The sequence below is a fragment of the Burkholderia sp. BCC0405 genome, assembly GCF_902833075.1.
In the GTDB taxonomy this organism is placed as follows: Bacteria; Pseudomonadota; Gammaproteobacteria; order Burkholderiales; family Burkholderiaceae; genus Burkholderia.
Genome location: NZ_CADFEO010000032.1, coordinates 34265 through 59575, shown reverse-complemented (window position 1 = coordinate 59575; position 25311 = coordinate 34265). Strand labels below are relative to the sequence as shown.

The 25311-nt window shown below is 64.5% G+C and carries 23 protein-coding genes; 14 read left to right on the top strand and 9 right to left on the bottom strand.

What is annotated here, in order from left to right:
- The first annotated feature begins 165 nt into the window (after positions 1 to 165).
- Positions 166 to 771 (top strand): methyltransferase domain-containing protein, encoded by a 606-nt coding sequence (locus tag HWX36_RS34600; RefSeq protein ID WP_175958243.1) that lies wholly within the window; start codon positions 166 to 168, stop codon positions 769 to 771.
- 118 nt (positions 772 to 889) lie between these two features.
- Here the strand turns inward: HWX36_RS34600 and rfaE1 are convergent, their stop codons facing one another.
- From rfaE1 to HWX36_RS34585, 3 genes are all read right to left on the bottom strand, one after another.
- A complete protein-coding gene (gene rfaE1 / locus HWX36_RS34595; RefSeq protein ID WP_175958242.1) occupies positions 890 to 1813 on the bottom strand; it encodes a D-glycero-beta-D-manno-heptose-7-phosphate kinase in 924 nt (307 codons plus the stop codon).
- A 56-nt stretch (positions 1814 to 1869) separates the two neighbouring features.
- Positions 1870 to 2976 carry an AGE family epimerase/isomerase gene (locus HWX36_RS34590; protein ID WP_175958244.1) on the bottom strand — a complete coding sequence of 369 codons (1107 nt, stop codon included), beginning with the start codon at positions 2974 to 2976 and terminating at the stop codon, positions 1870 to 1872.
- A gap of 113 nt (positions 2977 to 3089) precedes the next feature.
- On the bottom strand, positions 3090 to 4262 hold the full coding sequence (locus tag HWX36_RS34585) for a polysaccharide biosynthesis/export family protein (protein WP_175958241.1): 1173 nt from the start codon (positions 4260 to 4262) through the stop codon (positions 3090 to 3092).
- Between the two features lie 137 nt (positions 4263 to 4399).
- Between HWX36_RS34585 and HWX36_RS34580 the strand changes: the two genes are divergently transcribed.
- The 4 genes from HWX36_RS34580 to HWX36_RS34565 all read left to right on the top strand — a co-directional run bounded on the left by HWX36_RS34580 (position 4400) and on the right by HWX36_RS34565 (position 10046).
- Entirely contained in the window at positions 4400 to 5554 is a 1155-nt protein-coding gene (locus tag HWX36_RS34580; RefSeq protein WP_175958240.1) for a glycosyltransferase family 1 protein, read from the top strand.
- On the top strand, positions 5554 to 7596 hold the full coding sequence (locus HWX36_RS34575) for a capsular biosynthesis protein (protein ID WP_175958239.1): 2043 nt from the start codon (positions 5554 to 5556) through the stop codon (positions 7594 to 7596). The genes HWX36_RS34580 and HWX36_RS34575 overlap by 1 nt, the downstream gene beginning before the upstream one ends.
- Positions 7597 to 7606: 10 nt before the next feature.
- Positions 7607 to 9034 (top strand): mannose-1-phosphate guanylyltransferase/mannose-6-phosphate isomerase, encoded by a 1428-nt coding sequence (locus HWX36_RS34570; RefSeq protein WP_175958238.1) that lies wholly within the window; start codon positions 7607 to 7609, stop codon positions 9032 to 9034.
- 199 nt (positions 9035 to 9233) lie between these two features.
- Entirely contained in the window at positions 9234 to 10046 is an 813-nt protein-coding gene (locus tag HWX36_RS34565) for a mechanosensitive ion channel family protein (RefSeq protein ID WP_175958237.1), read from the top strand.
- An 84-nt stretch (positions 10047 to 10130) separates the two neighbouring features.
- Here the strand turns inward: HWX36_RS34565 and HWX36_RS34560 are convergent, their stop codons facing one another.
- Positions 10131 to 10814: a DedA family protein gene (locus tag HWX36_RS34560; RefSeq protein WP_175958236.1), complete on the bottom strand. Its 684-nt coding sequence runs from the start codon at positions 10812 to 10814 to the stop codon at positions 10131 to 10133.
- 173 nt (positions 10815 to 10987) lie between these two features.
- On the opposite strand from HWX36_RS34560, the gene mutL reads away from it, so the two are divergent.
- Entirely contained in the window at positions 10988 to 12970 is a 1983-nt protein-coding gene (gene mutL, locus HWX36_RS34555) for a DNA mismatch repair endonuclease MutL (protein ID WP_175958235.1), read from the top strand.
- Entirely contained in the window at positions 12967 to 13941 is a 975-nt protein-coding gene (gene miaA / locus HWX36_RS34550; protein WP_175958234.1) for a tRNA (adenosine(37)-N6)-dimethylallyltransferase MiaA, read from the top strand. The genes mutL and miaA overlap by 4 nt, the downstream gene beginning before the upstream one ends.
- 10 nt (positions 13942 to 13951) lie before the next feature.
- Here the strand turns inward: miaA and tetR are convergent, their stop codons facing one another.
- On the bottom strand, positions 13952 to 14584 hold the full coding sequence (gene tetR / locus HWX36_RS34545; RefSeq protein ID WP_175958233.1) for a tetracycline resistance transcriptional repressor TetR: 633 nt from the start codon (positions 14582 to 14584) through the stop codon (positions 13952 to 13954).
- Between the two features lie 25 nt (positions 14585 to 14609).
- Between tetR and tet the strand changes: the two genes are divergently transcribed.
- Positions 14610 to 15803: a Tet(A)/Tet(B)/Tet(C) family tetracycline efflux MFS transporter gene (tet, locus tag HWX36_RS34540; RefSeq protein ID WP_175958232.1), complete on the top strand. Its 1194-nt coding sequence runs from the start codon at positions 14610 to 14612 to the stop codon at positions 15801 to 15803.
- A 34-nt stretch (positions 15804 to 15837) separates the two neighbouring features.
- On the opposite strand, the gene HWX36_RS37720 is transcribed toward tet, so the two are convergent.
- From HWX36_RS37720 to purM, 3 genes are all read right to left on the bottom strand, one after another.
- Positions 15838 to 15963, bottom strand: coding sequence for a hypothetical protein (locus tag HWX36_RS37720; protein ID WP_279613411.1), 126 nt, complete (start codon positions 15961 to 15963; stop codon positions 15838 to 15840).
- Between the two features lie 101 nt (positions 15964 to 16064).
- The gene (locus HWX36_RS34530; RefSeq protein ID WP_175958231.1) at positions 16065 to 16397 is read right to left on the bottom strand and encodes a putative quinol monooxygenase; all 333 of its coding nucleotides are present in this window, start codon (positions 16395 to 16397) and stop codon (positions 16065 to 16067) included.
- A 423-nt stretch (positions 16398 to 16820) separates the two neighbouring features.
- A complete protein-coding gene (purM, locus tag HWX36_RS34525; RefSeq protein WP_175958230.1) occupies positions 16821 to 17876 on the bottom strand; it encodes a phosphoribosylformylglycinamidine cyclo-ligase in 1056 nt (351 codons plus the stop codon).
- Between the two features lie 250 nt (positions 17877 to 18126).
- Between purM and hda the strand changes: the two genes are divergently transcribed.
- From hda to panB, 6 genes are read left to right on the top strand one after another with little or no spacing between them, the layout of a single operon-like run.
- Positions 18127 to 18861 (top strand): DnaA regulatory inactivator Hda, encoded by a 735-nt coding sequence (gene hda, locus HWX36_RS34520; protein WP_006484992.1) that lies wholly within the window; start codon positions 18127 to 18129, stop codon positions 18859 to 18861.
- A gap of 11 nt (positions 18862 to 18872) precedes the next feature.
- Positions 18873 to 19550, top strand: coding sequence for an HAD family hydrolase (locus HWX36_RS34515; RefSeq protein ID WP_049028593.1), 678 nt, complete (start codon positions 18873 to 18875; stop codon positions 19548 to 19550).
- Positions 19551 to 19555: 5 nt separating this feature from the next.
- On the top strand, positions 19556 to 21097 hold the full coding sequence (gene pcnB, locus HWX36_RS34510; RefSeq protein ID WP_175958229.1) for a polynucleotide adenylyltransferase PcnB: 1542 nt from the start codon (positions 19556 to 19558) through the stop codon (positions 21095 to 21097).
- Between the two features lie 35 nt (positions 21098 to 21132).
- Positions 21133 to 21675 (top strand): 2-amino-4-hydroxy-6-hydroxymethyldihydropteridine diphosphokinase, encoded by a 543-nt coding sequence (gene folK, locus HWX36_RS34505; protein ID WP_043189526.1) that lies wholly within the window; start codon positions 21133 to 21135, stop codon positions 21673 to 21675.
- Positions 21672 to 22358 carry a deoxynucleoside kinase gene (locus HWX36_RS34500; RefSeq protein ID WP_175958228.1) on the top strand — a complete coding sequence of 229 codons (687 nt, stop codon included), beginning with the start codon at positions 21672 to 21674 and terminating at the stop codon, positions 22356 to 22358. Before folK ends, HWX36_RS34500 begins: the two co-directional genes overlap by 4 nt.
- A 44-nt stretch (positions 22359 to 22402) precedes the next feature.
- Positions 22403 to 23218, top strand: coding sequence for a 3-methyl-2-oxobutanoate hydroxymethyltransferase (gene panB / locus HWX36_RS34495; RefSeq protein ID WP_175958227.1), 816 nt, complete (start codon positions 22403 to 22405; stop codon positions 23216 to 23218).
- 154 nt (positions 23219 to 23372) lie between these two features.
- Here panB and HWX36_RS34490 read toward each other — a convergent pair whose 3' ends face one another.
- Entirely contained in the window at positions 23373 to 25307 is a 1935-nt protein-coding gene (locus HWX36_RS34490; protein ID WP_175958226.1) for a bifunctional anthranilate synthase component I family protein/class IV aminotransferase, read from the bottom strand.
- Positions 25308 to 25311: the final 4 nt, after the last annotated feature.

Below are 25311 nucleotides of genomic sequence, written 5' to 3'. Positions count from 1 at the left end.
GCGTTGAAATATCGCTCGCCAAGAGCGTTCCGTCGCGCAATGGATTCAGCAACCTTAGTGTGACGCTGTGTCCGGGATTACAGGGTCAACTCCACTCCAGTAAAGTAAGCTCTTCGATGGAGAAGTTTGACGAGCCGCATAATACAACTTTGGGTACTTGGACAAATGGACAGCTCCGCACGTCGTATCAAGCTGGTGAAGTCGAGCCGATTGCAGGGCGAACCCACGAGGCTGTTCGATCAACGGGCGGCTGAGGGTTTCTGGGATCGGTTCGTTCGCCCCGGCGTCGTGATCGACGTCGGCTATAAAGGGGCCGCTGACTCCACCCCAATCTTCGAGGAGGCGCACGGCCTCGACATAGACACGCCCGGCTACGACGGCCGCAATCTTCCGTACGGAAATGACTCGCTGGGCACAATTCATGCATCGCATCTGCTGGAACACATCGCGGACTACGGTTATTTTCTTCGCGAATGCATGAGAGCCCTTGAATACGATGGCACGCTCATTCTGTTTGTGCCACTGATGGACGCGTATGAACGCCGGCGTACGCCGCCGTCAGCGTTCAACGGAGATCATCGCCGCTTCTACACGGCAGCGCGCCTGCTCCACGAAATCGAGTCCTCCATTCCGCGCAGTACCTACCGAATCGCCCACCTGCGCGAACGATTCCGGACAGCGGACCTTCATCTGTCGCCAGAGCAGCATGCAGAAGGACCTTACGAGATCGAATGTGTAATCGAAAAAATCAGACCGGACGGCGTTTACTGATCCGATCCGGTCACATCACAAAGCTCGCCGAATGAGTTCGCGATCCTGCGTATCGCTCGGCATGGCGCACATTGCCATGCCAACGGCCCGCACCAAAATCCGAGCACCTCGACGATCGTCAGGCAAGAGCAAGTTCTTCGAGTGTAATAGGTGCTGTGCCGATCTTGCCTACAACGACACCTGCGGCCCGATTTGCAAGACACGCAGCATCCACGAGCGTATGCCCGTTCGCAAGCGCTACCGCCAAAGTAGCAATCACCGTATCACCCGCACCTGATACGTCATACACCTCGCGCGCCTGCGCACTGATTCTTGTGTGATGTCCGTCGACGAAGAGACTCATCCCCTCTTCTGAACGGGTAACGAGCAACGCGCGCAAGTCGAGGTTTGCGCACAACGTAAATGCCTTCCGCTCGAAATCTTCCTCGGAGCACCAGCCGCCAGCCACCTGCGCGAACTCATCCCGATTAGGCGTCAGTAACGTCGCTCCGCGATAGGCAGAATAATCCGCCCCCTTGGGATCAACGAGAATGATCTTGTCACGCTCACGTGCAATTCGCATCATGTCGCGCAAATGAGACAGCCCGCCCTTGCCGTAATCCGAAAACACCACTGCCTGATGTGCGTCAAGTTGCGCATCGAACAGATCGACGATCGGCAGCAGCAGTTCGTGATCCGGCTTCTGTTCGAAATCGGCACGCACGACCTGCTGGCCACGTGCCAACACACGCAGCTTGACCGTGGTCTGAAAGTTCGCGTCGCGCAGGAACTCACACTGGACCCGGGTGGCCTGAAGAACCTCAAGCAAATCCTGTCCCGCCGCGTCGGTACCGATCACGGAAATCAAGCTGCTCGTCGCCCCCAGATTTGCGATATTGACCGCGACATTTGCGGCACCGCCGGCGGTACTGTGAACCTTCGACACATGTACCACCGGCACCGGCGCTTCAGGAGAAATGCGCGTCGTATCACCGAACCAGTAGCGGTCCAGCATCACGTCGCCAGCAACGAGGACTGCCGCATTCGAAAGATTCAGGCTCATATTTTTGTTCGCAATACGTTCGTGAACACAATCAACCACGGGCGACCCGGGCTGCTTTACGGGAGTGCAGTGAAGGCCGTTGCTAGGTGATAAGGAGTTGTTGAAGGCATTTCCGCTCTCACCACTACGCCGTGCGGCGACAGGCACTCATGCCAGCCTTGCGAATGCAGGAAGCGGCTGCGAAAGCGTGCTATTTCGTGCTGCAACGACGCCTCTCCGACGAGCGAATCGTGAGTCGCAAGCGCACGCAAGTACTCGGTTTGCGCCCAGATGCGCTGGGTCGCATCGAGCATCCCGCCCTGCTCATCGACCGCGGCGGAAACACCCCCGGTCTCGGGATCAACGCCGTACCGGCGCGCGAATTCGAACGCGGAGGATAGCGACGCATGTAGGCCGGACTCGACGAACGCTGGATGCGCACTGCCGAATGCCAAAAAATACCACTCGAACTGATGGCCCGGTTCGAGCCGATTGCCCGCTCTGCCGACTGGCAACTCTGCAATGCAGCCGGTCGTCGGCTCGACGAAAGTGCGCACAATTGCGGTGGCGAGTGTGCGCAGGCGCCTATCAAACATGTCGGAACCGGTTGCCGTGCCTGCGGCAAGCCATGCCTCCGTCAGATGCATCAGCGGGTTCTGCAATGGTGTGTCGACCACGACCGAAAAGTCCTCGGACAACGCTGCGTTCAGCAGGCCGGGTGCCTGATCGCCCACTGCAAAGTGCGTGTCGACCAGTTCGACAGTCCGCTCCAGTACAGCAAGGACCTCCCGCGATCCCGATCGACGCAAATATTCAGCGGCAGCGAATATCACGAACGCGTGCGTGTACAGGTCCTTCTCGCGCTCCTTTGGCTTGCCGTTGACGTCTACGCTATAAAACCAACCACCGTATTGCCGGTCCTCGAAATGGCATCGCAGCGAATCGAACAGCCGCTCGGCATGCGCTAGGTCGCCTGCCTGCGAAAATACAAAAAGCTGTCTTGCGCATGCCATCGCCCGATAGCGCGTGGGCGGCAATGGACTGTGATCACGAGCGGAAACGGCTTCGAACGGTAGCTGCAATTCCGGGTTAAAGCCAGGTCCGCGCCAAATCGGCAAGACTCGTTCGGAATAGTGAGCCCTAAGTGATGCGCCCGCGTCGCGCAACGCGGCGCTCGACTCCAGATCGTACATTCGGCGTAGTCAGTTTGAGTGGTGAGAAACACGCGGGGGCCGAGAACGCATGGTACCGGCCCCAAACCGTGCACGCGCCCATCCAAACCGCCGCCAGCACGTGCTTACTTGAAAGATTGCACCCCGTTGACGATCGGGTAGGCAACCGAGAACACGACATTCAGAAACTTCTGCAACTCGGCGACCGGGGCATTCGATACGTAGAGCAAATCCTTATTGTCGATCATGAAACTCTGCGCAACGAAGAACGAGTTAGGGTCTCGCAAATTAACCCGATACACGACCGGAACCTTACCGCCGATTGTCGTACGCACGGGCTGGTCAGGCCACTGCAGCGCATTCGCATCCTCGAGCCGGAAGATAAACACGCCCTGCGCATCCGAGCGGGTGTCCTGCAGACCACCGGCACGCGCCAGAGCCTGGGCGAGCGTGATACCTTGGGCCTCGAAATTGACCTCTTCATTCTTGCCTGTCGCACCCAGCGCGGTAAAGCTGAACGGTTGATACAACGCCGTCACCACATCGCCGGCTCGCAACGAAACATTCTGACGCGGGTCCTTGATGATCGTTTCCAAAGGCTGCGACGCGACCTTGTCGCCTCGCGTAATCTGGATCGTGATCTTGTCGACCGGTTGCCGAACCCCACCAGCAGACGCCAACGCATCGAGTACCCGCTCACCGCGCGCACTGAGCTGCATACGATTACTGCTTGCGACGTCCCCGACAACGGTCACATACGACGTTACGTTACGCGACAGTCTGACGAGCACCTGCGGGTCATGCGCGATGTTCTTCAACCTGGCTGCAATGTCGCGCTGGAGTTGCGTGGGTGTGCGCCCGACCGCCCTCATCTGCCCCGCAAACGGGATGTTGATCGTGCCATCGCCATCGATCACCTGCTCCGGCAATACTGTTACCCGTGCATTCGTCGCAGCCGCTACAGTGCCGCTCCCTTGCTGGGCGGCTCCGAAAAGCGTTGCCGGTGGAGCCTCCCAGATCGAGACTTCGATCGTGTCGCCGACACCCAGTTGTTCGCTGAACCGCGTACCGGCACCGAGCACATTGGCAAAATCTGCCGTTCGTCGCTCACTGAACAGCTGACGCGCAACGGCATCCGTCACGTCTACGATCTGGATTCCATTTGGATTCGCCGACTGCGGTACTTGCTGAATCTGGGAGCGGCTGGGCCCGGAAGTCGGGATGCTGGAGCATCCCGTAAGGAATGCCGCCGTCAACATGAAAGCGGACAGAGTGGAGCCGAGATACGGACGGGACATTTATTACGCTGATAGCCTAAAAAAATCAGCGGAGATTGTCGCATGTTGTCGAGTAAAATGGCACACATCCAGTAAAGATCCGGCCGAGCACACCTGTTCAGGCTGTCGTTTTTCTTCTTCTATTTGTCACTATTTCAGTGCCGACGATTCTCCTGGACGTCACGCGCCTCGTCGACCGGCTTTACTCCGGCCTGGTTCCCACCGGGATTGACCGGGTCGGTCTCGCCTACATCGAGCGATACGGTGCAAGCGCTCGAGCAGTTCTGAGCGAGCGAGGATTCGTCACCATCCTAAATCAAAAGGATTCGCAGCGCGTATTTTCGTGGCTGATGATTACGAATCGCAATCGGAGCGCCATCCGCAACCTGATCGTTCGCGCGGTGCTACAACGCCCGTGGGAAAAGCGTGTGACGGATGGCGTCCTGTTGCATACCAGCCACAGCGGCCTCGAGTACCGGCGTTATTACGAATCGATGAGACGACGTCAAATTCGGACGGTATTTATGGTGCACGATCTCATTCCACTTACCCATCCCGAATACTGTCGGCCGGGTGTCGATGCCATTCATCGGCGACGCATGCATACAGCCTTTGCCCATGCTGACGGACTCATCGCAAATTCCCAGGCCACATTGATGTCCATGGCGACCGAGGCGGAGCATGCGGGAATCGCTCTTCCTGCCAGTGTCGTTGCACCGCTCGCGACGGGATTCGTCCGCAGTATCAAGCCGGCCACACCGCTGCTGAGCAGCCCCTATTTCGTCATGCTCGGCACCATCGAGCCGCGCAAGAACCATTGGTTCATGCTGCATCTGTGGCGCCAACTTACGGAAAAATACGGAACCGCCACGCCCAAGCTCGTTGTGATCGGACGCCGGGGCTGGGAATGTGAGAACGTGATCGACATGCTTGATCGTTGCAATTCGCTTCGTCACACAGTCGTAGAAGAAAATGACTGTTCCGACGAGAAACTCGATCAATGGCTACAACACGCACGAGCACTCCTGTTCCCGTCGTTCGTCGAAGGGTACGGAATGCCGTTGGCCGAGGCATTGGCTGCACGCGTACCGGTCATCGCCAGCGATCTTCCCGTATTTCGCGAAATTGCCGATGAGATTCCGGACTATCTCGACCCGCTCGACGGCCCCGGGTGGATCTCTCGCATCGAATCATATAGCCGCGACGACAGTGCCGGCCGGAACGCCCAGCTCGATCGAATCCAGCGATTCCGTGAGCCAACATGGGCCGAACATTTCCGCAGCGTCGACGGCTTGATCAAGGCACTGCATTGATGACCCGCTTCTCGCATCAAGACAGCTCGCCTGACGAGAACATGATCCGGTCAGCAGGAGACATCCGTGCATCGCTGCCCCGAATGAATTGCGAGCCGAAGGCAATCAGTCGAAGCAATGTACGACGTGTCGACGAACGCGTGAACATCATTTGGCCAGGACCATTCCAATCGCAATCAAGCCGCGGGACGCCACGACTGTCCTGGTTCAGTGCTCGGCTCCGGAAGTCCGACCGACACCTGTTCGCCGATGCCCTAAACGAAACGCTGCAGGGCATCAACGAGTGCGACACCCGCTCTGGCTGGCTGCTCGGACGTGTCGCGGCACTTTGTACGTGCCCCCTTCCGCCGTTGCCGAACGCAACGACACATCGATCATCGGAGCGGGTTCTGATCATCGACGAGCGCATCACCTCGACCCAAGGTGGGAAATCGCCACGTCGAAACGATCCGGAGGTTTTCAGGCGCATGGTCGCAACGGCTCGCGCGAATCATCGTGGCGCCGACATCCGCATTCTCCGTTCAAAGGATCGTGCGCACGGCAAATGGTTGTCGGCAATAACCGCCCCCCCGCTTCCGGTCATGGACGCGAGTACGCTGCCATTCCCCATGCTTCCCGAGGTCGATCACGTCTATACACTGGGTGCGATCGAGGGCCTGTTCGGCCTGTTGGCGGGCGCCTCGGTGCACGTTTATGCCGAGCCGTTCTATGCAGGATGGGGGCTGACGCAAGATGAAGGCGCTTTCCCTGAGCGCCAAGCACGACCGACACTCGTCGAATTTTTTGAAGCGGTCTTTCTCCATCATTGCAGCTATCTCGATCCCGTGACACATGCACAGGGACGTTTCGATCAGTTGCTGACACATCTCGAGCTTCAGCGTGCTGTCCGCTCGCGCTTCGCAGATCTCGCGTGCCTGGCCGGCTTCCGGTTTCAATGGTGGAAACGTCCATTTGCAACACCGTTCCTTGTCGCGGGTGGAGCTGTGCTGCGGTGGACGACCATACCGGACATCCACCCTGCGACGGAGTGCGCAGTTCTATGGGGTGCGAGAAATGTCGGGGAGCTTTCGCCCGCGACACGCCATGTCAGAATCGAGGACGGTTTCATACATTCCGACGGCCTCGGCTCAGACATGTCACCTCCGGCTAGCCAGGTGATCGACAAGCGTGGCATCTACTTCGACGCTAGCCGGCCCAGCGATCTCAGCGAGTTGCTGAATACGGCCGAGTTCTCAGAGGAAGAACTTGCGCGAGCGAAAAGCCTGCGGGCGAGCATCGTCTCCGCCGGCATCAGCAAATACAATCTCGGACGGCGGCGGCCGTCGTGGAGCCCCCCTGCCAGTGCAACGGTCGTGCTCGTGCCCGGGCAGGTCGCAGATGACGCATCCATCAAACTAGGCACCGGCCATATACGAGATGCCGAAGCGCTGCTTCAGGCGGTACGTCAGGCAAGGCCGTCTGCGTTCATTGTCTACAAGCCGCACCCTGATGTTCTATCCGGCAACAGAAAGGGGCTCGTTCACGCAGCGCAGCTCGCTGACATCGTCGACACTGATTCGGATCTGCTGTCGCTCATCGATGTAGCTGACGAAGTTCATACGATGTCATCGCTGGCGGGATTCGACGCACTCCTGCGGGACAAAGCAGTTTTTACCTATGGAATGCCGTTCTACGCAGGTTGGGGACTGACTCAAGACCATCTGCCGATTCCATGGCGCCGTCGGACAGTCACGCTCGACATGCTGGTTGCCGGCGCGTTCGTTCGCTATCCAATCTACTGGGATTGGAAACTGCACCTATATACTACGCCGGAAGCTGCGATCCATCGGCTAACGGCACGAGCCGCCCGCCCTCTGAGCGATATCGGGCGCAATCGATCGCGCCCGATACGTAAGATTTTTCGCTGGATCCGCAATGCGTCCAGCCATTTTGCCTGGCGTCTCCAAACGAATCGGCAACCCGGTCTCCGAAATTCGATCGACGCCGCACTGTCTGTTGCGATTGTCGACTCCATCGGACAGCATGAACAACGACACTCGTGACTGAGAAAAAATGACAATCTTTCCAATTATCCTTTGTGGTGGCAGCGGCACCCGTCTTTGGCCGATGTCCCGCGGTGGCTATCCGAAGCAATACCTGAAGTTAACGGGCGATCAAACGCTCATCCAGCAAACCGCCGTCCGACTCCAGCACATCCCTGGCACCGCCGCCCCCATCATCGTCACCAACAACGAACAACGCTTCCTGGTCGCGGAACAACTCCGCCAGGTCGACATCAAGCCCTCGTCGATCGTGCTCGAGCCGGTAGGCCGCAACACCGCGCCCGCAATCGCGGTCGCTGCGCTGCTCGCCATGCACGATTCGCCCGATGCACTGCTGCTGGTGCTGCCGTCGGATCACGTCATCCTCAACGAGCCGGCATTCATCGCCGCGGCCAGCGAGGCAGCGACCATCGCGGCAGACCAGCACCTCGTCACCTTCGGCATCACGCCAACGGCAGCGCACACCGGCTTCGGCTATATCCGCCGTGGCCCAGCCATCGTCGACGGCAAGCAGGTCTACAAGGTCGACGCGTTTGTCGAAAAACCCGACGCTTCCGCGGCCGAGCGTTTCCTCAGCGACGGCAATTACTACTGGAACAGCGGCATGTTCATGCTGAAGGCATCCACATACATGGAAGAGTTGCATCGCCATGCACCGGAAATCGCCCGCCAGGCAGAACTCGCGTTCGAATCCGCGAAGCGGGACAACGACTTTCTCCGCCTCGACGCGGACGTGTTCGCAGCCAGCCCCAACGTGTCGATCGACTATGCGGTGATGGAAAAAACCGAACGCGCCGCGGTCGTCGCGGCTGCGGATCTCGGCTGGAACGACATCGGGTCATGGAGCGCGCTTGCCGACACCGCGGACGCCGACGAGCAGGGCAACGCGCTGATCGGCGACATATTCACCGACAACGTGAAGAACTCATACATCCGCGCAGAACACCGGATGGTCGCGGCCCTCGGTCTCGACAATATCGTGGTCGTGGAAACCGCCGACGCCGTGCTGGTCGCGCATCGTGACAAGGCTCAGGACGTCAAGAAAATCGTCGAATGGCTGAATGCGTCCGGCCGCCACGAATCGGTCACGCATCGCCGCGTCATCCGGCCATGGGGCTCCTACGAAGGCATCGACCAGGGCGATCGCTTCCAGGTCAAGCGCATCATCGTGAACCCCGGCGCGCAGTTGAGCCTGCAGATGCACCACCACCGCGCCGAGCACTGGATCGTCGTGAAGGGCACTGCAATGGTCACGAACGGCGACAAGGAAATCATGCTGACCGAGAACCAGTCGACCTACATCCCGCTCGGCGCGACCCACCGGCTGACGAACCCCGGCAAGATCCCGCTCGAACTGATCGAAGTCCAGTCGGGTGCATATCTTGGCGAGGACGATATCGTCCGCTTCGAAGACACCTACGGCCGCGCAGCGTCGTAACCACGGCAACTGCCGGATCGCACGCCGCAACCGGCGCCGATCCGAGGCGCCAGACGGGCAGCACGCACACGCGTCCTGCCCGTTTCTCATTACGTCAAGCAATGTCAGGCAGGTTGCCCGCCCCGCACAGGTCAGGTTATAAAAGCGCCACCCATCCGGTGCATGCGCCGCCCTTTCTACTCTTGACTTCGGAGAACGCATGATCGATCTCGCCACAGCCCAGCAATTCCTGATGACCCGCGGCCTGGACTTCGGCCTCAACCTCCTCGCCGCGATCGTGTTGTGGTTCGTCGGCCGCTGGGCGATCCGCATCGCCGCGCGCCTGCTCGGCAAAGTCGTGCGCCGCAGCGGCAAGGTCGACCCGACACTGACCGACTACCTGACCTCCGTCGTCAGCGTGCTGCTGACGGTCCTGCTGATCCTCGCGATCCTGCAGATCTTCGGCGTGCAGACGACCTCGTTCGCTGCCCTGCTCGCCGGCCTCGGCCTCGCGATCGGTACCGCCTGGGGCGGCCTGCTCGCACATTTCGCCGCAGGCGTGTTCATGCAGGTGCTGCGTCCGTTCAAGATCGGCGACGTGATCAACGCGGGCGGCGTCACCGGCACGGTCAAGGAGCTCGGCCTGTTCGGCACGACGATCATCACGCCCGACAACATCGTGACGATCGTCGGCAACAACAAGATCTTCTCGGACAACATCGCCAACTACAGCGCAACGTCGCACCGTCGCGTCGACCTGACCGCGAAGATCGCGAACGGCGTCGATGCGGTCGACGCGATCAACCGCCTGAAGTCGTCGATCCAGCAGATCCCGAACGTGCTGGCCACCCCGGCGCCGGACGTCGGCGTGCTGCAGTTCACGCCGGAAGGCCCGCTGCTGTTCGTGCGCCCGTCCACGGCACCCGAGAACTACTGGCAGGTGTACTGCGACACCAACCGCGTGATCATCGAGACGTTCCGCGACGCCCAGTACCCGACGCCCGAAACCCCGATCTCGCATCGCAACGCGTAACGACAGCGCCGGACGAAAAAAAGCGTGGCAATTCAAATTGCCACGCTTTTTTATTGCACCGGGAAGTAACGAAAGCGCTCCCGCTCAACGCCCGCCCGTCTTCTGCGCATTATCCGACTGCCGCCCGCGCACGAGCTTCCACACCGCGCCAAGCGCGACCGGCACGACCGCCGCACCGATACCGGCCAGCACGATCACGTTCAGGTACTGGCGGATGAACGGGATATTGCCGAAGAAATAGCCGAGCAGCACGAGCAGCAGCACCCACACCAGCGCACCGATCACGTTGAACAACTGGAAGCGCGCGACGCTCATCGACGAAGCCCCCGCGACGAACGGCGCGAACGTCCGCACGACCGGGATGAAGCGCGCGAGCACGATCGTCTTGCCGCCGTGCTTGTCGTAGAACGAGTGGGTCTTCTGCAGCGCGGCGCGATCGAGGAAGCGCTCGAGCACCGGGATATGGGTGTTGAACACCTTCGGGCCGACCCAGCGGCCGATCATGTAATTGACCGTGTTGCCGGTAATCGCCGCGACGAGCAGCAGCACGATCAGCAAGCCGACATTCATCTCGCCCGTCGCCGCGAACGCGCCGCCGATGAACAGCAGCGAATCGCCGGGCAGGAACGGGAACACGACGAGCCCCGTCTCGCAGAACACGATCAGGAACAGCACGAGATAGACCCATGCGCCGTACTGCCGGATGAAATCGCCGAGGAATGCGTCGATATGCAGGACAAGATTGACGAAATGAAGCAGCGTATCCAAATGCGATTCCTCGAAGGCGAAAGGGCCGGAACGGCCAAATATGGCGGAAGCGCCCGCCGGTCAAGGCCGGGCGTGTTATGAGCCCATGATACCGAAACTACCTTAAGGCTCCGTGAAAAAACGTAACCGCCGGTCGCCCCGGCATGCATTCGCCGCCTCGCTATAATTCGGCCATGTCCGATATCACCGAAACGGCCGCGGGCGCCGCGCCCGCCCCTGCCCCGCGCCCGCTGCGCGCGATCCAGCCCCTGCCCGACCAGCTGATCAGCCAGATCGCCGCCGGCGAGGTCGTCGAACGCCCGGCGTCGGTCGTCAAGGAACTGCTCGAGAACGCGATGGACGCCGGCGCCAGCACGCTGCGCATCGTGCTGGAAGAAGGTGGCGTGAAGCGCATCTCGATCACCGACGACGGCTGCGGGATTCCGCCGGACGAGCTCGCGCTCGCGCTGATGCGCCATGCCACCAGCAAGATCCGCTCGCTCGAGGAACTCGAGGCGGTCGCCACGCTGGGTTTTCGCGGCGAAGCGCTCGCGTCGATCGCGTCGGTTGCCGAGATGTCGATCACGAGCCGGACGGCCGATGCCGCGCATGCGATGAAGATCGACGCGCAGACGGGCGTGCTGTCGCCCGCCGCCGGTGCGACCGGCACAACGATCGAGGTCCGCGAGCTGTACTTCAACACGCCCGCGCGGCGCAAGTTCCTGAAGAGCGAGCAGACCGAGTTCGGCCACTGCCTGGAAATGATTCGCCGCGCAGCGCTCGCGCGGCCGGACGTCGCGATCTCAGTGCTGCACAACGGCAAGGCGGTCGAGCACTGGAATGCGACCGAACCCGCACAGCGCGTCGCGAAGATCCTCGGCGACGGCTTCGCGACCGCGCACCTGCCGCTCGACGAGCAGGCCGGCCCGCTTGCGGTCTACGGCTGCGCCGGCCTGCCGACCGCGAGCCGCGGTCGTGCCGACCAGCAATACTTCTTCGTCAACGGCCGCTTCGTGCGCGACAAGCTGCTGACGCACGCGGTGCGCGCGGCCTACGAGGACGTGCTGCACGGCGACCGCTACCCGTCGTACGTGCTGTTCCTCGACCTGCCGCCCGAAGCCGTCGACGTGAACGTGCACCCGTCGAAGATCGAGGTGCGCTTCCGCGATTCGCGCTCGATCCACCAGTACGTGTTCCATGCGGTCCAGCGCGCGCTGGCACGCCACGCGGGCGCGTCTCCGGAAACCACCGCGGGCGGCCATGCCGCGCAACTCTCACCGGCGCCGCGCGGGCCCGCATCGTTCCTGGATACACCGCTCGGCCAGAGCCAGCAGGGCAACGCGATCGGCGGCAGCGGCTTCTCGCCGTCGTCCTCGTCGTCGGGCAACACCTGGATGCGCCAGGCGCGGATGACCCAGGGCACGCTGCCCGTCGCGCAGCCGCTCGCGCTCTATGACGCGTTGTTCGGCCGCAAGGACACGGGCGCAGGCACGCCGGACGGCACGACGACCATCGCCCGCGATTCGGCCGACGCGCCGGGCGCGCCGCTGCCGGGCTTCCCGGCTTCGCCGATCGCCGCCACCGCGCACGACGAGCAGCCGCTCGGCTTCGCGCTGGGCCAGATCCACGGCATTTACGTGCTCGCGCAGAACGCGCACGGGCTCGTGATCGTCGACATGCACGCGGCGCACGAGCGGATCCTGTACGAGCAGTTCAAGAACGCGCTTGCCGACCGCTCGGTCGCCGTGCAGGCACTGCTGCTGCCGATCTCGATGACGGCCACGCCGGTCGAGATCGGCACGGTCGAGGAGGAACGCGACACGCTCGAATCGCTCGGCTTCGACCTGGCGGTACTGTCGCCGACGACGCTCGCGATCCGTGCGGTGCCGGCGCTGCTGAAGGATGCCGACCTGCAGTCGCTCGCGCGCGCGGTGCTCGCCGATCTGCACGCGTTCGGCGGCTCGCGCGTGCTTACCGAGCGCCAGCACGAACTGCTCGGCACGCTCGCGTGCCACCACGCGGTGCGCGCGAACCGGCGCCTGACGCTCGACGAGATGAACGCGCTGCTGCGCCAGATGGAGGCGACCGAGCGCGCGGATCAGTGCAATCACGGCCGGCCGACGTGGTATCAGCTCACGCTGAACGATCTCGACCGCCTCTTCATGCGCGGCCAATGAGCGCGGCACCGCACGCCAGCCCGACGACGATCGCCTGCCTGCTCGGCCCCACCGCCTCGGGCAAGACGGCCGCGGCGCTGGCGCTCGCCGCGCGCCGCCCGATCGAGATCGTCAGCGTCGATTCGGCGCTCGTCTACCGCGACATGGACATCGGCACCGCGAAGCCGTCGCGCGAAGAACGCGCGAGCGTGCCGCATCACCTGATCGACATCATCGATCCGGCCGACGCGTATTCGGCCGCGAGCTTCCGCGCGGACACACTGCGCCTGATCGGCGAGATCGCCGCGCGCGGCCGCACGCCGCTGCTCGCGGGCGGCACGATGCTGTACTACAAGGCGCTGACGCAGGGGCTCAACGACCTGCCGGGCGCCGATCCGGACGTGCGCGCGGCACTCGATGCCGAAGCCGAGCGCGACGGCTGGCCGGCGCTGCACGCGCGGCTCGCGCAAGTCGATCCCGACACGGCCGCACGGCTCGCGCCGAACGATTCGCAGCGGATCCAGCGTGCGCTCGAAGTGTTCATGCTGAGCGGGCAGCCGATGTCGGTGCTGCTCGCCGCGCCGCGGCGCACGGACGATGCGGCCGCCGCTTACCGCTTCGTGCCGTTCGCGCTCGAACCGTCGGATCGCGCGGTATTGCACAAACGGATCGCGCAGCGCTTCGACGCGATGCTCGACGCAGGCTTCATCGACGAAGTCGAGCGGCTGCGCCGTCGCGAGGACCTCCATCCCGACCTGCCGTCGATGCGCTGCGTCGGCTACCGGCAGGCGTGGGAATTCCTCGACGGCGACACCGACTACCGGACGATGCGCAACAAGGGCATCTTCGCGACGCGCCAGCTCTGCAAGCGCCAGATCACCTGGCTGCGCGCGATGCCGGAGCGGATCGTCGTCGACTGCATCGCGCCGGACTCGACGGCCCGCGCACTCGACGCGCTCGAACGCGTGCTCGACGGCGGCATGCCGGGCTGAACAGGCCGCGTCAGCCGCGCTGGCGCGCCGCCAGATGCGCGCGGGCGCCATCGACGATCAGCGCGACGCCGCGCTCGAACGCTTCGTCGCCGCCGCGCGCGCGCAGCGCGGCCCAGCCCTTCGCGAGCAGCGGATACTCGGCGGCGTCCGGCAGCGGCGCATCGGCTTCGCCGTCCGGCTCCGCCTGCTCTTCCAGCACCCATCCAACCACGAAGCGGCCCAGCGCATACATCACGTCGACCGCCTCGTCCGGCGCGAAACCCGCGTCGCCGAGCAGCGCGACCTTGCGTTCGATCGAGCCGAAATGCAGCGCGCGCGGCCGCGTACCGGCATGCAGGCGCGCGCCGTCGCGATAGGCCAGCAGCGCCCGACGGAAACTGCGCGCGTTGTCGAAAAGCCACGCATCCCACGCTTCACCCGGCCGCGGCAGCGACGCATCGTGACGCTCGAGCATGATCGCCTCGGCCATCGCATCGAGCAGTTCACCCTTGTTCCGGAAATGCCAGTAAAGCGTCGGCGACTGCACGCCGAGCCGCTCGGCGAGCCGCCGCGTCGACAGCCCGTCGATGCCGACTTCGTCGAGCAGGTCGAGCGCCGCGCGCAATACCGTGTCGCGCGTCAGCCGCGCCCCTGTGTCCTTCATCTCTATCACCGATAGAGTCACCCTCTTGAATCCGTCCCTGATTGCCATCCTGGCCACGGTCCTGCTCGACGCGATCGGCGTCGGGATCGTGATGCCGATCCTGCCCGGGTTGCTACGCGCGCTCGCCGATGCAGGCAGCACCGACACTCATTACGGGATACTGCTCGCGCTGTACGCGTCCGCGCAGTTCCTGTGCGCACCGCTGCTCGGTGCGCTGAGCGACCGCTTCGGCCGCCGGCCCGTCCTGCTCGTGTCGCTCGCGGGCGCCGCGCTCGACTACCTGCTGATGGCGCTCGCGCCGACACTCGCCTGGCTTTACGCGGGGCGGCTGATCGCGGGCATCACCGGTGCGAACGTCGCGGTCGCGACTGCCTATGTCACCGACGTCACCGCCGAACCCGATCGCGCGCGACGCTTCGGCCAGCTTGGCGCGATGATGGGCATCGGCTTCATCGCGGGCCCGTTGATCGGCGGGCTGCTCGGCGCGCTGCATGTGCGCGCGCCGTTCGTCGCGGCCGCCGCGCTCAACGCGCTCAACCTCGCGCTCGTCTGGCGCGCGCTGCCGGAATCGCGGCCACGTTCGGCCCGCGAAGGCCATGCGGTCGGCGCGCTCAACCCGTTCGCCAGCCTGCGCCGGCTGAGCGGCGCACCGGCGCTCGTGCCGCTGATCGGCATTTACGTGATCGTGGCGCTGGTGTCGCAGGCGCCCGCAACGCTGTGGATCCTGTACGGCCAGGAGCATTTCGGCTGGTCGACGCCGGTCGCGGGGCTGTCGCTGGCGGGCTACGGCGCGTGCCATGCGCTCGCGCAGGCGTTCGCGATCGGGCCGCTGATCGCGCGGCTCGGCGAGCGCCGCGCGCTGGCGTTGGGCCTCGCGGGCGACGCGCTCGGGCTTGCCGCGATTGCGTTCGCGACCGCCGCGTGGGTGCCGTTCGCGCTGCTGCCGCTGTTCGCGGCGGGCGGCATGACGCTGCCGGCCCTGCAGGCGATGCTCGCGCGGCAGGTCGACGATGCGCGCCAGGGTGAACTGCAAGGCGCGCTCGCGAGCGTGGCGAGCCTGATCGGCGTCGCGGGGCCGCTGGTCGTCACCGCGACCTATGCGGCGACACGCGCGACGTGGCCCGGGCTCGTCTGGGCCGCGGCCGCGCTGCTTTATCTGCTCGTGCCGCCGTTGCTGGCCGGCGTACGTCCGGCAGGCGCGCCACGGCCGTCCGCTTGAGCGTCGGCGGGTGCCGTTACGCACCTCGCCACGCTCAGTGCGCGAGCGTCACGAGATTCGCATCGCGCACGAACTGCCAGCGGCCTTCGGCCTTGCGGAAGATCGACAACGGACACTCGCGACCGAAGATGGCCGCGTCGCGTGCCAGCAGACTACCCACCAATGGCGTCGAACGTTCGGCAGGAAAGCCATGCGGCGACAGACGACCCGTCACTTCGTCAATTGGGCCAGCCCCGATCGCGATCCGCGTTGCCAGATCGACTACGCCAGGCTATCGGGCGCAAGTCTGAGAACCTGTGCGGGCGCCGCTCTGAAGCTCGGGCTATGTGCATCGGCGGCAATCATGTGACGCGTCACGTCGTGTGCCGCCAACGCCTCAGTCGATGCCCAGCGCTCGATCAAGACAAAGCGATTGTCGTCACCGACAACAGCATGAAGGTCGTACTGGAGACAGCCGTGTTCCGCACGCACAATCGGTGCCAACTTTTCATAAGCAGCGATTTGCTCTTGGCCTTTCCCGGGAAGCGTTTGAATCGAGATAACAAGCATCACCTCGAGTTCGCTATTTCGGCTGCAATGATTGACTTCGCTCATGACCACTCCGTCCTAATGTGATACCGACGAAAGACGATCAGCCGTAAACGCGAAAGGCCCCGTCTTTTGCCGGCGGGGCCCTTGAAAGTATGCAACTGCGGAGATTACCGCACGCTCATCCTGGACGACCCACCGTTGCCGATGATCGTCGTTGTGATGGCGGTCAAGAAGGAAATCAGATCGCGTTGCATGTCAGTACCGTAACTCACGCGTCGGAGGCTCGTCAACTCCACGGAGACGTAAGTGCATCTCTGGTCATCGCATGATAGGCGCGCATTTGGGAGCTGCCGTGGCTTCCAAGCTGACTCGAAAGGTAGGCGTGGGTCGGACAGCGACATTCACGAAAATCGGCGAAGAACCAAAAAAAACCGCCCGGATCGACTCCGGGCGGCTTTCCTTGCTGCGTCTGCTGCAGGCAGTGCGTCAGACCACGACCGTCTGCGCCTCGCCTTCGCGGGTCGCACGCACGGTGCCGATCTTCCACACCTGTTCGCCGGCGGCGCTCAGGTCGGCGATCGCTGCGTCGGCATCGGCCGCCGAAACGATCACGGCCATGCCAATGCCGCAGTTGAACACGCGGTGCATTTCCGCATCGGCGACACCGCCGTGCTCCTGCAGCCACTTGAACAGCGGCGGCAGCGGCCACGCGTTCTGGTCGAGCTCGGCGGTGAGGCCTTCGCGCAGCACGCGCGGAATGTTCTCGACGAGGCCGCCGCCCGTAATGTGCGCCATGCCCTTCACCGACAGCTTCTGCATCAGCGCGAGCAGCGGCTTCACGTAGATGCGGGTCGGCGCCATCAGCGCGTCGGCCAGCGAGCGGCCATGGAAATCGGCCGACAGGTCGGGGTTCGCGCGCTCGATGATCTTGCGCACGAGCGAGAAGCCGTTCGAGTGGATGCCGCTCGACGCGAGGCCCAGCACCACGTCGCCTTCGGCGATCGTGCTGCCGTCGATGATCTTGCTCTTCTCGACCGCGCCAACCGCGAAGCCGGCCAGGTCGTATTCGCCGTCCGGGTACATGCCCGGCATTTCGGCCGTTTCGCCGCCGATCAGCGCGCAGCCCGACAGTTCGCAACCCTGCGCGATGCCCTTGACGACCGTTGCAGCGGTATCGACGTCGAGCTTGCCGCACGCGAAGTAGTCGAGGAAGAACAGCGGCTCGGCGCCCTGCACGAGGATGTCGTTCACGCTCATCGCGACGAGATCCTGGCCGACGGTGTCGTGTTTGTTCAGATGAAACGCCAGCTTGAGCTTGGTGCCGACGCCGTCGGTGCCCGACACGAGCACGGGTTCCTTGTACTTCTTCGGCACTTCGAACAGCGCGCCGAACCCGCCGATGCCGCCGAGCACGCCGTCGCGCAGGGTTTTCTTCGCAAAAGGCTTGATCTTGTCGATGAGCGCGTCGCCTGCGTCGATGTCGACGCCTGCGTCACGATAGGACAGACCCTGAGCGTCGGGAGCGGATTTCGGAGGATTCATGGGGGAATGCGAGAAGGTCGGTAAAATGCGATTTTACCCGAAGCCGGCCCGTTGGCCGGAATTCCCAGCACCGAATCGTCAGGGATTGCATCTTGGTCAACACGTCCCCGTTTTCATCGCCGAGCGAGACGCGCCGAAACCGGCGTGGCGTCGTGCGTGCGGTCGCGCGTGAAGCCCGTGAAGACGCAGTTCCCGGCGCGTGCCCGGCGTACGGCACGCGTATTTTCAACCGACCCGCATTGTGACTGTTGTGTCCCGTCAACTGACGCTCGATCTCGGCACGCCGCCGCCCGCCACGTTCGACAACTTCATCATGAACGAGGAGAACGACGAGCTCATCTCGCGCCTGCAGAAGCTCGACCTCGCCCTCGCGGCGGGCCCCGTGCCGGATCGGTCGTTCTACATCTGGGGCGAGCCCGGCTGCGGCCGCACCCATCTGCTCCAGGCGCTCGTGAGCGACGCGTCGTACGGCTATGCGCGCTACCTGACGCCGCAGAGCCCGCTCGGCGCGTTCACGTTCGACCCGCGCATCGGCATCTACGCGATCGACGACTGCGACAGGATGAGCGACACACAGCAGGTCGCGCTGTTCAACCTGTTCAACGAAGTGCGCGCGCACCCGTCGAGCGCGTTCGTCGCGGCGGGCCCCGCGGCGCCGCTCGCGCTCGACGTGCGCGAGGATCTCCGCACGCGCCTCGGCTGGGGGCTCGTGTTCCACCTGTCGCCGCCGTCCGACGCCGGCAAGATCGCCGTGCTCAAGCTCGCGGCGAAGGAGCGCGGGATCGCGCTCACCGACGACATTGCCGCCTACCTGCTGACCCATTTCCGCCGCGACATGCCGAGCCTGATGGCGCTGCTCGACGCGCTCGACCGCTTTTCGCTCGAGCAGAAACGCGCCGTCACGCTGCCGCTGCTGCGCCGGATGCTCGCGCGTCCCGGCGACGACATCACACCACCGGGCACGGGCCCGAACCGCTTCGAGTAAAATGCCCCTCCATGACTAATCTGGCACTCTTTGACCTCGATCACACGCTGATTCCGACCGATAGCGACCACGAATGGGGTCGCTTCATGGTGAAACTCGGCATCGTCGACGCGGAAAGCTTCTCGCGTCAGAACGATCAGTTCTTCGCCGACTACAAGGCCGGCAAGCTCGACATCCACGCGTACCTCACGGCGATGCTCACGCCGCTCGCGAAGTATTCACGCGCGCAGCTCGCGCAATGGCACGAGCAGTACATGCACGAGGTGATCCGGCCCGCCATGACACCCGCCGCGCTCGAACTCGTGCGCAAGCATCTCGACGCGGGCGACCTGTGCTGCGTCGTGACGGCAACCAACGAATTCATCACGCGCCCGATCGCGACCGCGTTCGGCGTCGATACGCTGATCGCGTGCGAGGTCGAAACGACCGACGGGCATCCCGACTCGCCGTACACGGGCCGGCCGACCGGCACGCCGAGCTATCGGGAAGGCAAGATCGTGCGGACCGAAGCATGGCTCGCGTCGCTCGGCAAGCACTGGGACGATTTCGCGCACAGCTACTTCTACAGCGACTCGCACAACGACATCCCGCTGCTCGAGAAAGTCACCGACCCGATCGCGACCAACCCTGACGACACGCTGCGTGCGCATGCAAGCACCCGCGGCTGGCGTATCCTCGATTTATTCTGAACGTCGTGATCAAAAAATTCATTCGCAAGCTGCTCGGCCAGGACGAAGCCCAGCAAACGCCCCCTGAAGCGGCTCCGGCCGACGAAGCGGCCCCTGCTGCCCCGCGCACCGCAAAAGGCGCCCGCGGCGGCGGCGCGAAGAAACCGCGCAGCAACCATGAGCCGACCGTCGTGCCGGCCAGCGTGCACCAGATCGATCCGTCGCTGATCTCGAGGAATGCCGTGCGCGTGACCGACACGCTGCAGCAGGCCGGCTTTCGCGCGTTCATCGTCGGCGGCGCGGTTCGCGACCTGCTGCTCGGCATCGCGCCGAAGGACTTCGACGTCGCGACCGACGCGACGCCGACCGAGGTGCAGCGCCTGTTCCGCCGCGCGCGCCTGATCGGCCGCCGCTTCCAGATCGTCCACGTGCAGTTCGGCCAGGAGCTGATCGAGGTGTCGACGTTCCGCGCGCTGGTCGACGCGCCGCCCGAGGCCGCCGCGTCGGCCGAGCCGCCGAGGCGCCTGAAGCGCGACGAACTCGATCGCCGCACGCACGCGGTCGACGCGAGCGGCCGCGTGCTGCGCGACAACGTGTGGGGCGATCAGCACGAAGACGCCGCGCGCCGCGACTTCACGATCAACGCGATGTACTACGACCCGTCGACGCAGACGGTGCTCGACTACCACGACGGGATGGCCGACGTGCGCGCCCGCCTGCTGCGGATGATCGGAGACCCGGCCACGCGCTTCCGCGAGGATCCGGTGCGGATGCTGCGCGTCGTGCGCTTTGCGGCCAAGCTCGGCTTCGAGATCGAGCCGCATACGCGCGAACCGATCAACGCGCTCGCCGACCTGATCAACAACGTGCCGGCCGCGCGCCTGTTCGACGAAATGCTGAAGCTGCTGCTGTCGGGCCACGCGCTCGCGTGCCTGCAGCGGCTACGCAAGGAAGGCCTGCACCACGGGCTGCTGCCGCTGCTCGACGTCGTGCTCGAACAGCCGCAAGGCGAGAAGTTCATCACGCTCGCGCTGAACAACACCGATGCGCGCGTACGCGCTGGCAAGCCGGTCTCGCCGGGCTTCCTGTTCGCGACGCTGCTGTGGCACGACATGCGCCAGCGCTTCGAGCAATACACGGCCGAAGGCGAAATCCCGGTGCCGGCGCTCCATCGCGCGATGGACGACGTGCTCGACATGCAGACCGAGAAACTCGCGATCCACAAGCGTTATTCGGCCGACATGCGCGAGATCTGGGGCCTGCAGTTGCGCCTCGAGAAACGCTCGGGCCGCAGCGCGATGCGGCTGCTGGAACACCAAAGGTTTAGAGCGGGGTATGATTTCCTCCTGTTACGCTGCGAATCCGGCGAGCTCGATGCGGAAGTCGGACAGTGGTGGACGGATTTCATCGAAGGCGACGCGACCGCTCGCGAGGCATTGCTCACGCAGGGCGGCTCGAAGGAAAAATCGCCCCGCAAGCGGCGCCGCCGCGGCGGCGTGCGAAACCGCAAGCCGGGTGAAGGTGCCGCCGAGCAGGCATCGGACACCTCGGGCGGTTCCGACGACTGACGCGCACGCCGGCGAACGACGTAGGAAGTGATGCCATGACGGTTGCATATATCGGACTGGGGGCGAATCTCGGCGATGCGCGCCAGACCCTGAAGGACGCGGTGGTGTGCCTCGCGCAGCAGCGCACCATCTCGATCCTCGGCAAATCGAGCCTGTATCGCACGGCGCCTTTCGAAGCGGGCGGCGACGACTACTACAACTGTGTCGTCAAGCTCGACACGACGCTGTCGGCCCGCGAACTGCTCGCGCTCTGCCAGAAGATCGAACATCACTTCGGGCGCGAACGCCCGTATCGCAATGCGCCGCGCACGCTCGACCTCGACATCCTGCTGTTCGGCGCCGATTCGATCGACGAGCCCGACCTGATCGTCCCTCACCCGCGCCTCACCGACCGCGCGTTCGCGCTCGTGCCGCTCGTCGAGATCGAGCCGGCGCTCGACATCCCCGCGCGCGGCCGGGCCGACGCCTTTCTCGCCGCCGTCGCGGATCAGCGTGTCGAGAAGGTGCAGACCTGCCAGTGCCTGATGCAGAAGGCGCTCGCTGCCAGCGAAGACGCCGACAAGAACCGCTGCCGATGACCCCGACTCCCCTCACCGTCACCGCGCCCGACCTGCGCGCCCCGCACCGCTATCTCGTGATCGAAGGCCCGATCGGCGTCGGCAAGACGACGCTTGCGCGCCTGCTCGCGGAACGCTGGTCGATGCAGACGCTGCTCGAACGCCCGCAGGACAACCCGTTCCTCGAACGCTTCTATGGTGACACCGCGCGCTACGCGCTGCCCGTGCAGCTGTCGTTCGCGCTGCAGCGCGCGCAGCAGGCGCACGAGCTGATCGGCGCGCTCGAAACGGGCCGCCCGGTGATCGCCGATTTCATGCCGCAGAAGAACGACATCTTCGCGCGGCTGAACCTGCCGGAAGACGAGTGGCAGCTCTATCGCTCGGTCGCGACCCACGTGGACGTGCCGCAGGCGCCGTCGCCCGACCTCGTCGTCTACCTGCAGGCGAGCCCGGAAGTGCTGTTCTCGCGCATCCAGAAGCGCGGGCTGCCGATGGAACTGCAGATCAGCGATGCGTACCTGCGCTCGCTCGTCGACGCGTACAACGAATTCTTCTACCACTACGACCGCACGCCGGTGCTGACGGTCGCCGCGGAACACCTGAACCCGCTGGATTCCCCCGAAGACCTCGCTCTGCTGGTCGAGCGCATCGAGACGATGCGCGGCCGCAAGGAATTCTTCGTCAAGGGCGAAACGGCGCGCTGACGCGCCGCGCCTGCCGTTCCTCATTCATCGAACCGGATTTACCCATGACCTATCTCCAGGAATCGAGCCGGCCTGCCGTGACTGTGCCCAGGCTGCAGGCAATGCGCGACGCCGGCGAGAAGATCGCGATGCTCACCTGCTACGACGCGAGCTTTTCGGCATTGCTCGATCGCGCGGGCACCGACGTGCTGCTGATCGGCGATTCGCTCGGCAACGTGCTGCAGGGCCACACCACCACGCTGCCCGTGTCGCTCGACGACATCGCGTATCACACCGCCTGTGTCGCCCGCGCGCAGCCACGCGCGCTCGTCGTCGCCGATCTGCCGTTCGGCACGTACGGCACGCCGGCCGAGGCATTCGCAAGCAGCGTCAAGCTGATGCGCGCCGGTGCACAGATGGTCAAACTCGAAGGCGGCGAATGGCTCGCCGAGACGATCCGCTTCCTCGTCGAGCGCGCGGTGCCCGTGTGTGCGCACGTGGGCCTCACGCCGCAATCGGTGCACGCGTTCGGCGGCTTCAAGGTGCAGGGCAAGACCGAAGCCGGCGCCGCGCAATTGCTGCGCGACGCGCGCGCGGTCGAGGACGCGGGCGCGCAGCTCGTCGTGCTCGAAGCGGTGCCGACGCTCGTCGCGTCCGAAGTCACGCACATGCTGAAGATTCCGACGATCGGCATCGGCGCGGGCGTCGACTGCTCGGGCCAGGTGCTGGTGCTGCACGACATGCTCGGTATCTTCCCCGGCAAGCGGCCGCGTTTCGTGAAGGATTTCATGCAGGGGCAGCCGAATATCCAGGCAGCCGTCGAGGCCTACGTGAGCGCGGTGAAGGACAGCACGTTCCCCGGCCCGGAACATTCGTTCTGACGCAGCGCCGGCTGCCGGTTCGCCGGCCGGAAGCGAAAAAGCGCGGCGCCCTGCAAAGGGCGCCGCGCTTTTTGTTGGCACACCGCATCGGTGCACGACTTTTCGACACCGGCGCGAGCGCGGTGCCCGAGCCGTCGCTTCGTCACGTGCTACGTCACTTCAACACCGCGTCGATCGCTCCCCGCAGCGCGTTGGTCAGCAGCAGCGCCTGCGCGCGCGCAAGATCGTCGCGGGTCACGACCCGCTCCGTCGCACCGAACTCACGATCGTCGAGCAGCACGCCGCGCATCACGCCCGGCAATACGCCACACGCCAGCGGCGGCGTCACCCACTGGCCGTCGAGCTTCACGAACAGGTTCGAGCGCCCGCCTTCCGTCACCTCGCCGCGCTCGTTGACGAACAGCATGTCGAAACCGCCGAGCGCCTCGGCCGCCTGCCACGCGCGATCGTACTCGGCGCGGCGCGTCGTCTTGTGCAAAAGCAGCGCATCGCCCGCACGCGTCGGCGCGAAGCCGTGCGCGGACGCCAGCAGCACGCCGACCGGCCCCGCCGGCAGCGGCTTGAGCGGCGCCGCGACGATCTCGACCGTGCCGTCCTTCGCGAGCGAGAGCTTCATCCGGTAAGCGCCGTCGCCGTCGAGCGCCGCGCAGCGCGCGCCGATCTCGCGACGCAACGCATCGGCGTCGAAGCGGAAGCCGAACGCATCCGCGCTACGCTGCAGCCGCGCGAGATGGCGATCGAGATGGCGGATGCCGTCCGCACGCGTGGCGGCGGTCGTTTCGAACAACTGGAAGCCGGGATCGGCATCCGTCAGGAATCGCGCTTTCAATTCGCACTCCGCATATTCGTCGGCCGCGACACTGTCGAGCACGATGCCCGCGCCGACGCCCATCGTGCCGCGGCGCCGGCCGGTGATGGCCGTGGCCGGATTGCGTGCTTCGGTATCGGCTCCGGCCATATCTTCGCGTTCAGCGCCTTCGCCGGCTGCGTCGAGCGTCAGCGTACGAATCGCGACCGACAGGCAGAAATCACCACAACCTGCCGGGCGATCACCAGGCGCGTCGGAATCCTCGCGTTGCTTCGCAGCGTCAAGCCAGCCGATCGCGCCCGTGTAGAGCCCGCGCGGCGTCGACTCGATCGCATCGATCAGCTGCATCGTCTTGTGCTTCGGTGCGCCCGTGATCGATCCGCACGGAAACAGCGCACGCAGCATCTGCGCGAACGTCGTCCCGTCGCGCCAGCCGGCCTCGACCGTCGACGTCATCTGCCACACCGACGCATACGGCTCGACGGAGAACAGCGCCGGCACGCGGACCGTCCCGGTGCGCGCGATCCGCGACACGTCGTTGCGCAGCAGATCGACGATCATCACGTTTTCCGCGCGGTTCTTCGGATCGTTTGCGAGGAACGTGGCCGCCGCCGCATCGTCGCGAGGGTCGGCCGAGCGCGGTGCCGTGCCCTTCATCGGCCGCGCGCGCAGCACGTCTGCGTGCTTCTCGACGAACAGTTCGGGCGAGCACGACACGACCCACGTACCGTCGGGCAACGCGATCAGCGCGCCGTAGCGCACGGGCTGGCGCGCACGCAACCGCCGGTAAAGCGCGAGCGGCGTGCCGAACACGTCGAAGTTCAGCCGGTACGTGTAGTTGACCTGATACGAATCGCCCGCGCACAGCGCGTCGTGCACCGCGGCGATCGCCGCGTCGAACGCATCGCGCGACACGCTCTTCTCGACATGCGCGACGCCCGCGATCGACGGCGTACCGCCGCCGTCCTGCTGCGCGAGCCACGCGTCGACTTCCTCGCGCGACAGGCGCTCGCAGCGCGCATACAGCAAAAAGCGCAGCGGGGCATGGCCCGGCTGCGCTCGTTGCAGGTTCCGCCCGAATTCGTAATCGCCGACGACGACCGCATGCAGCCCGTCGCGCAGATCCTGCGCCACGGCCGCGTCGACCTCGTCGAGCCGGGCCGGATCCGTGCACACACGTTCGCGCACGAACCCCGAATACAAACGACTCGACCGCGCGAGCGCGGTCGAGTCGCAATCGTCCAAGAGCGCGAACGACGCGCTCTCGCTGCCTTCAGTCATGCTG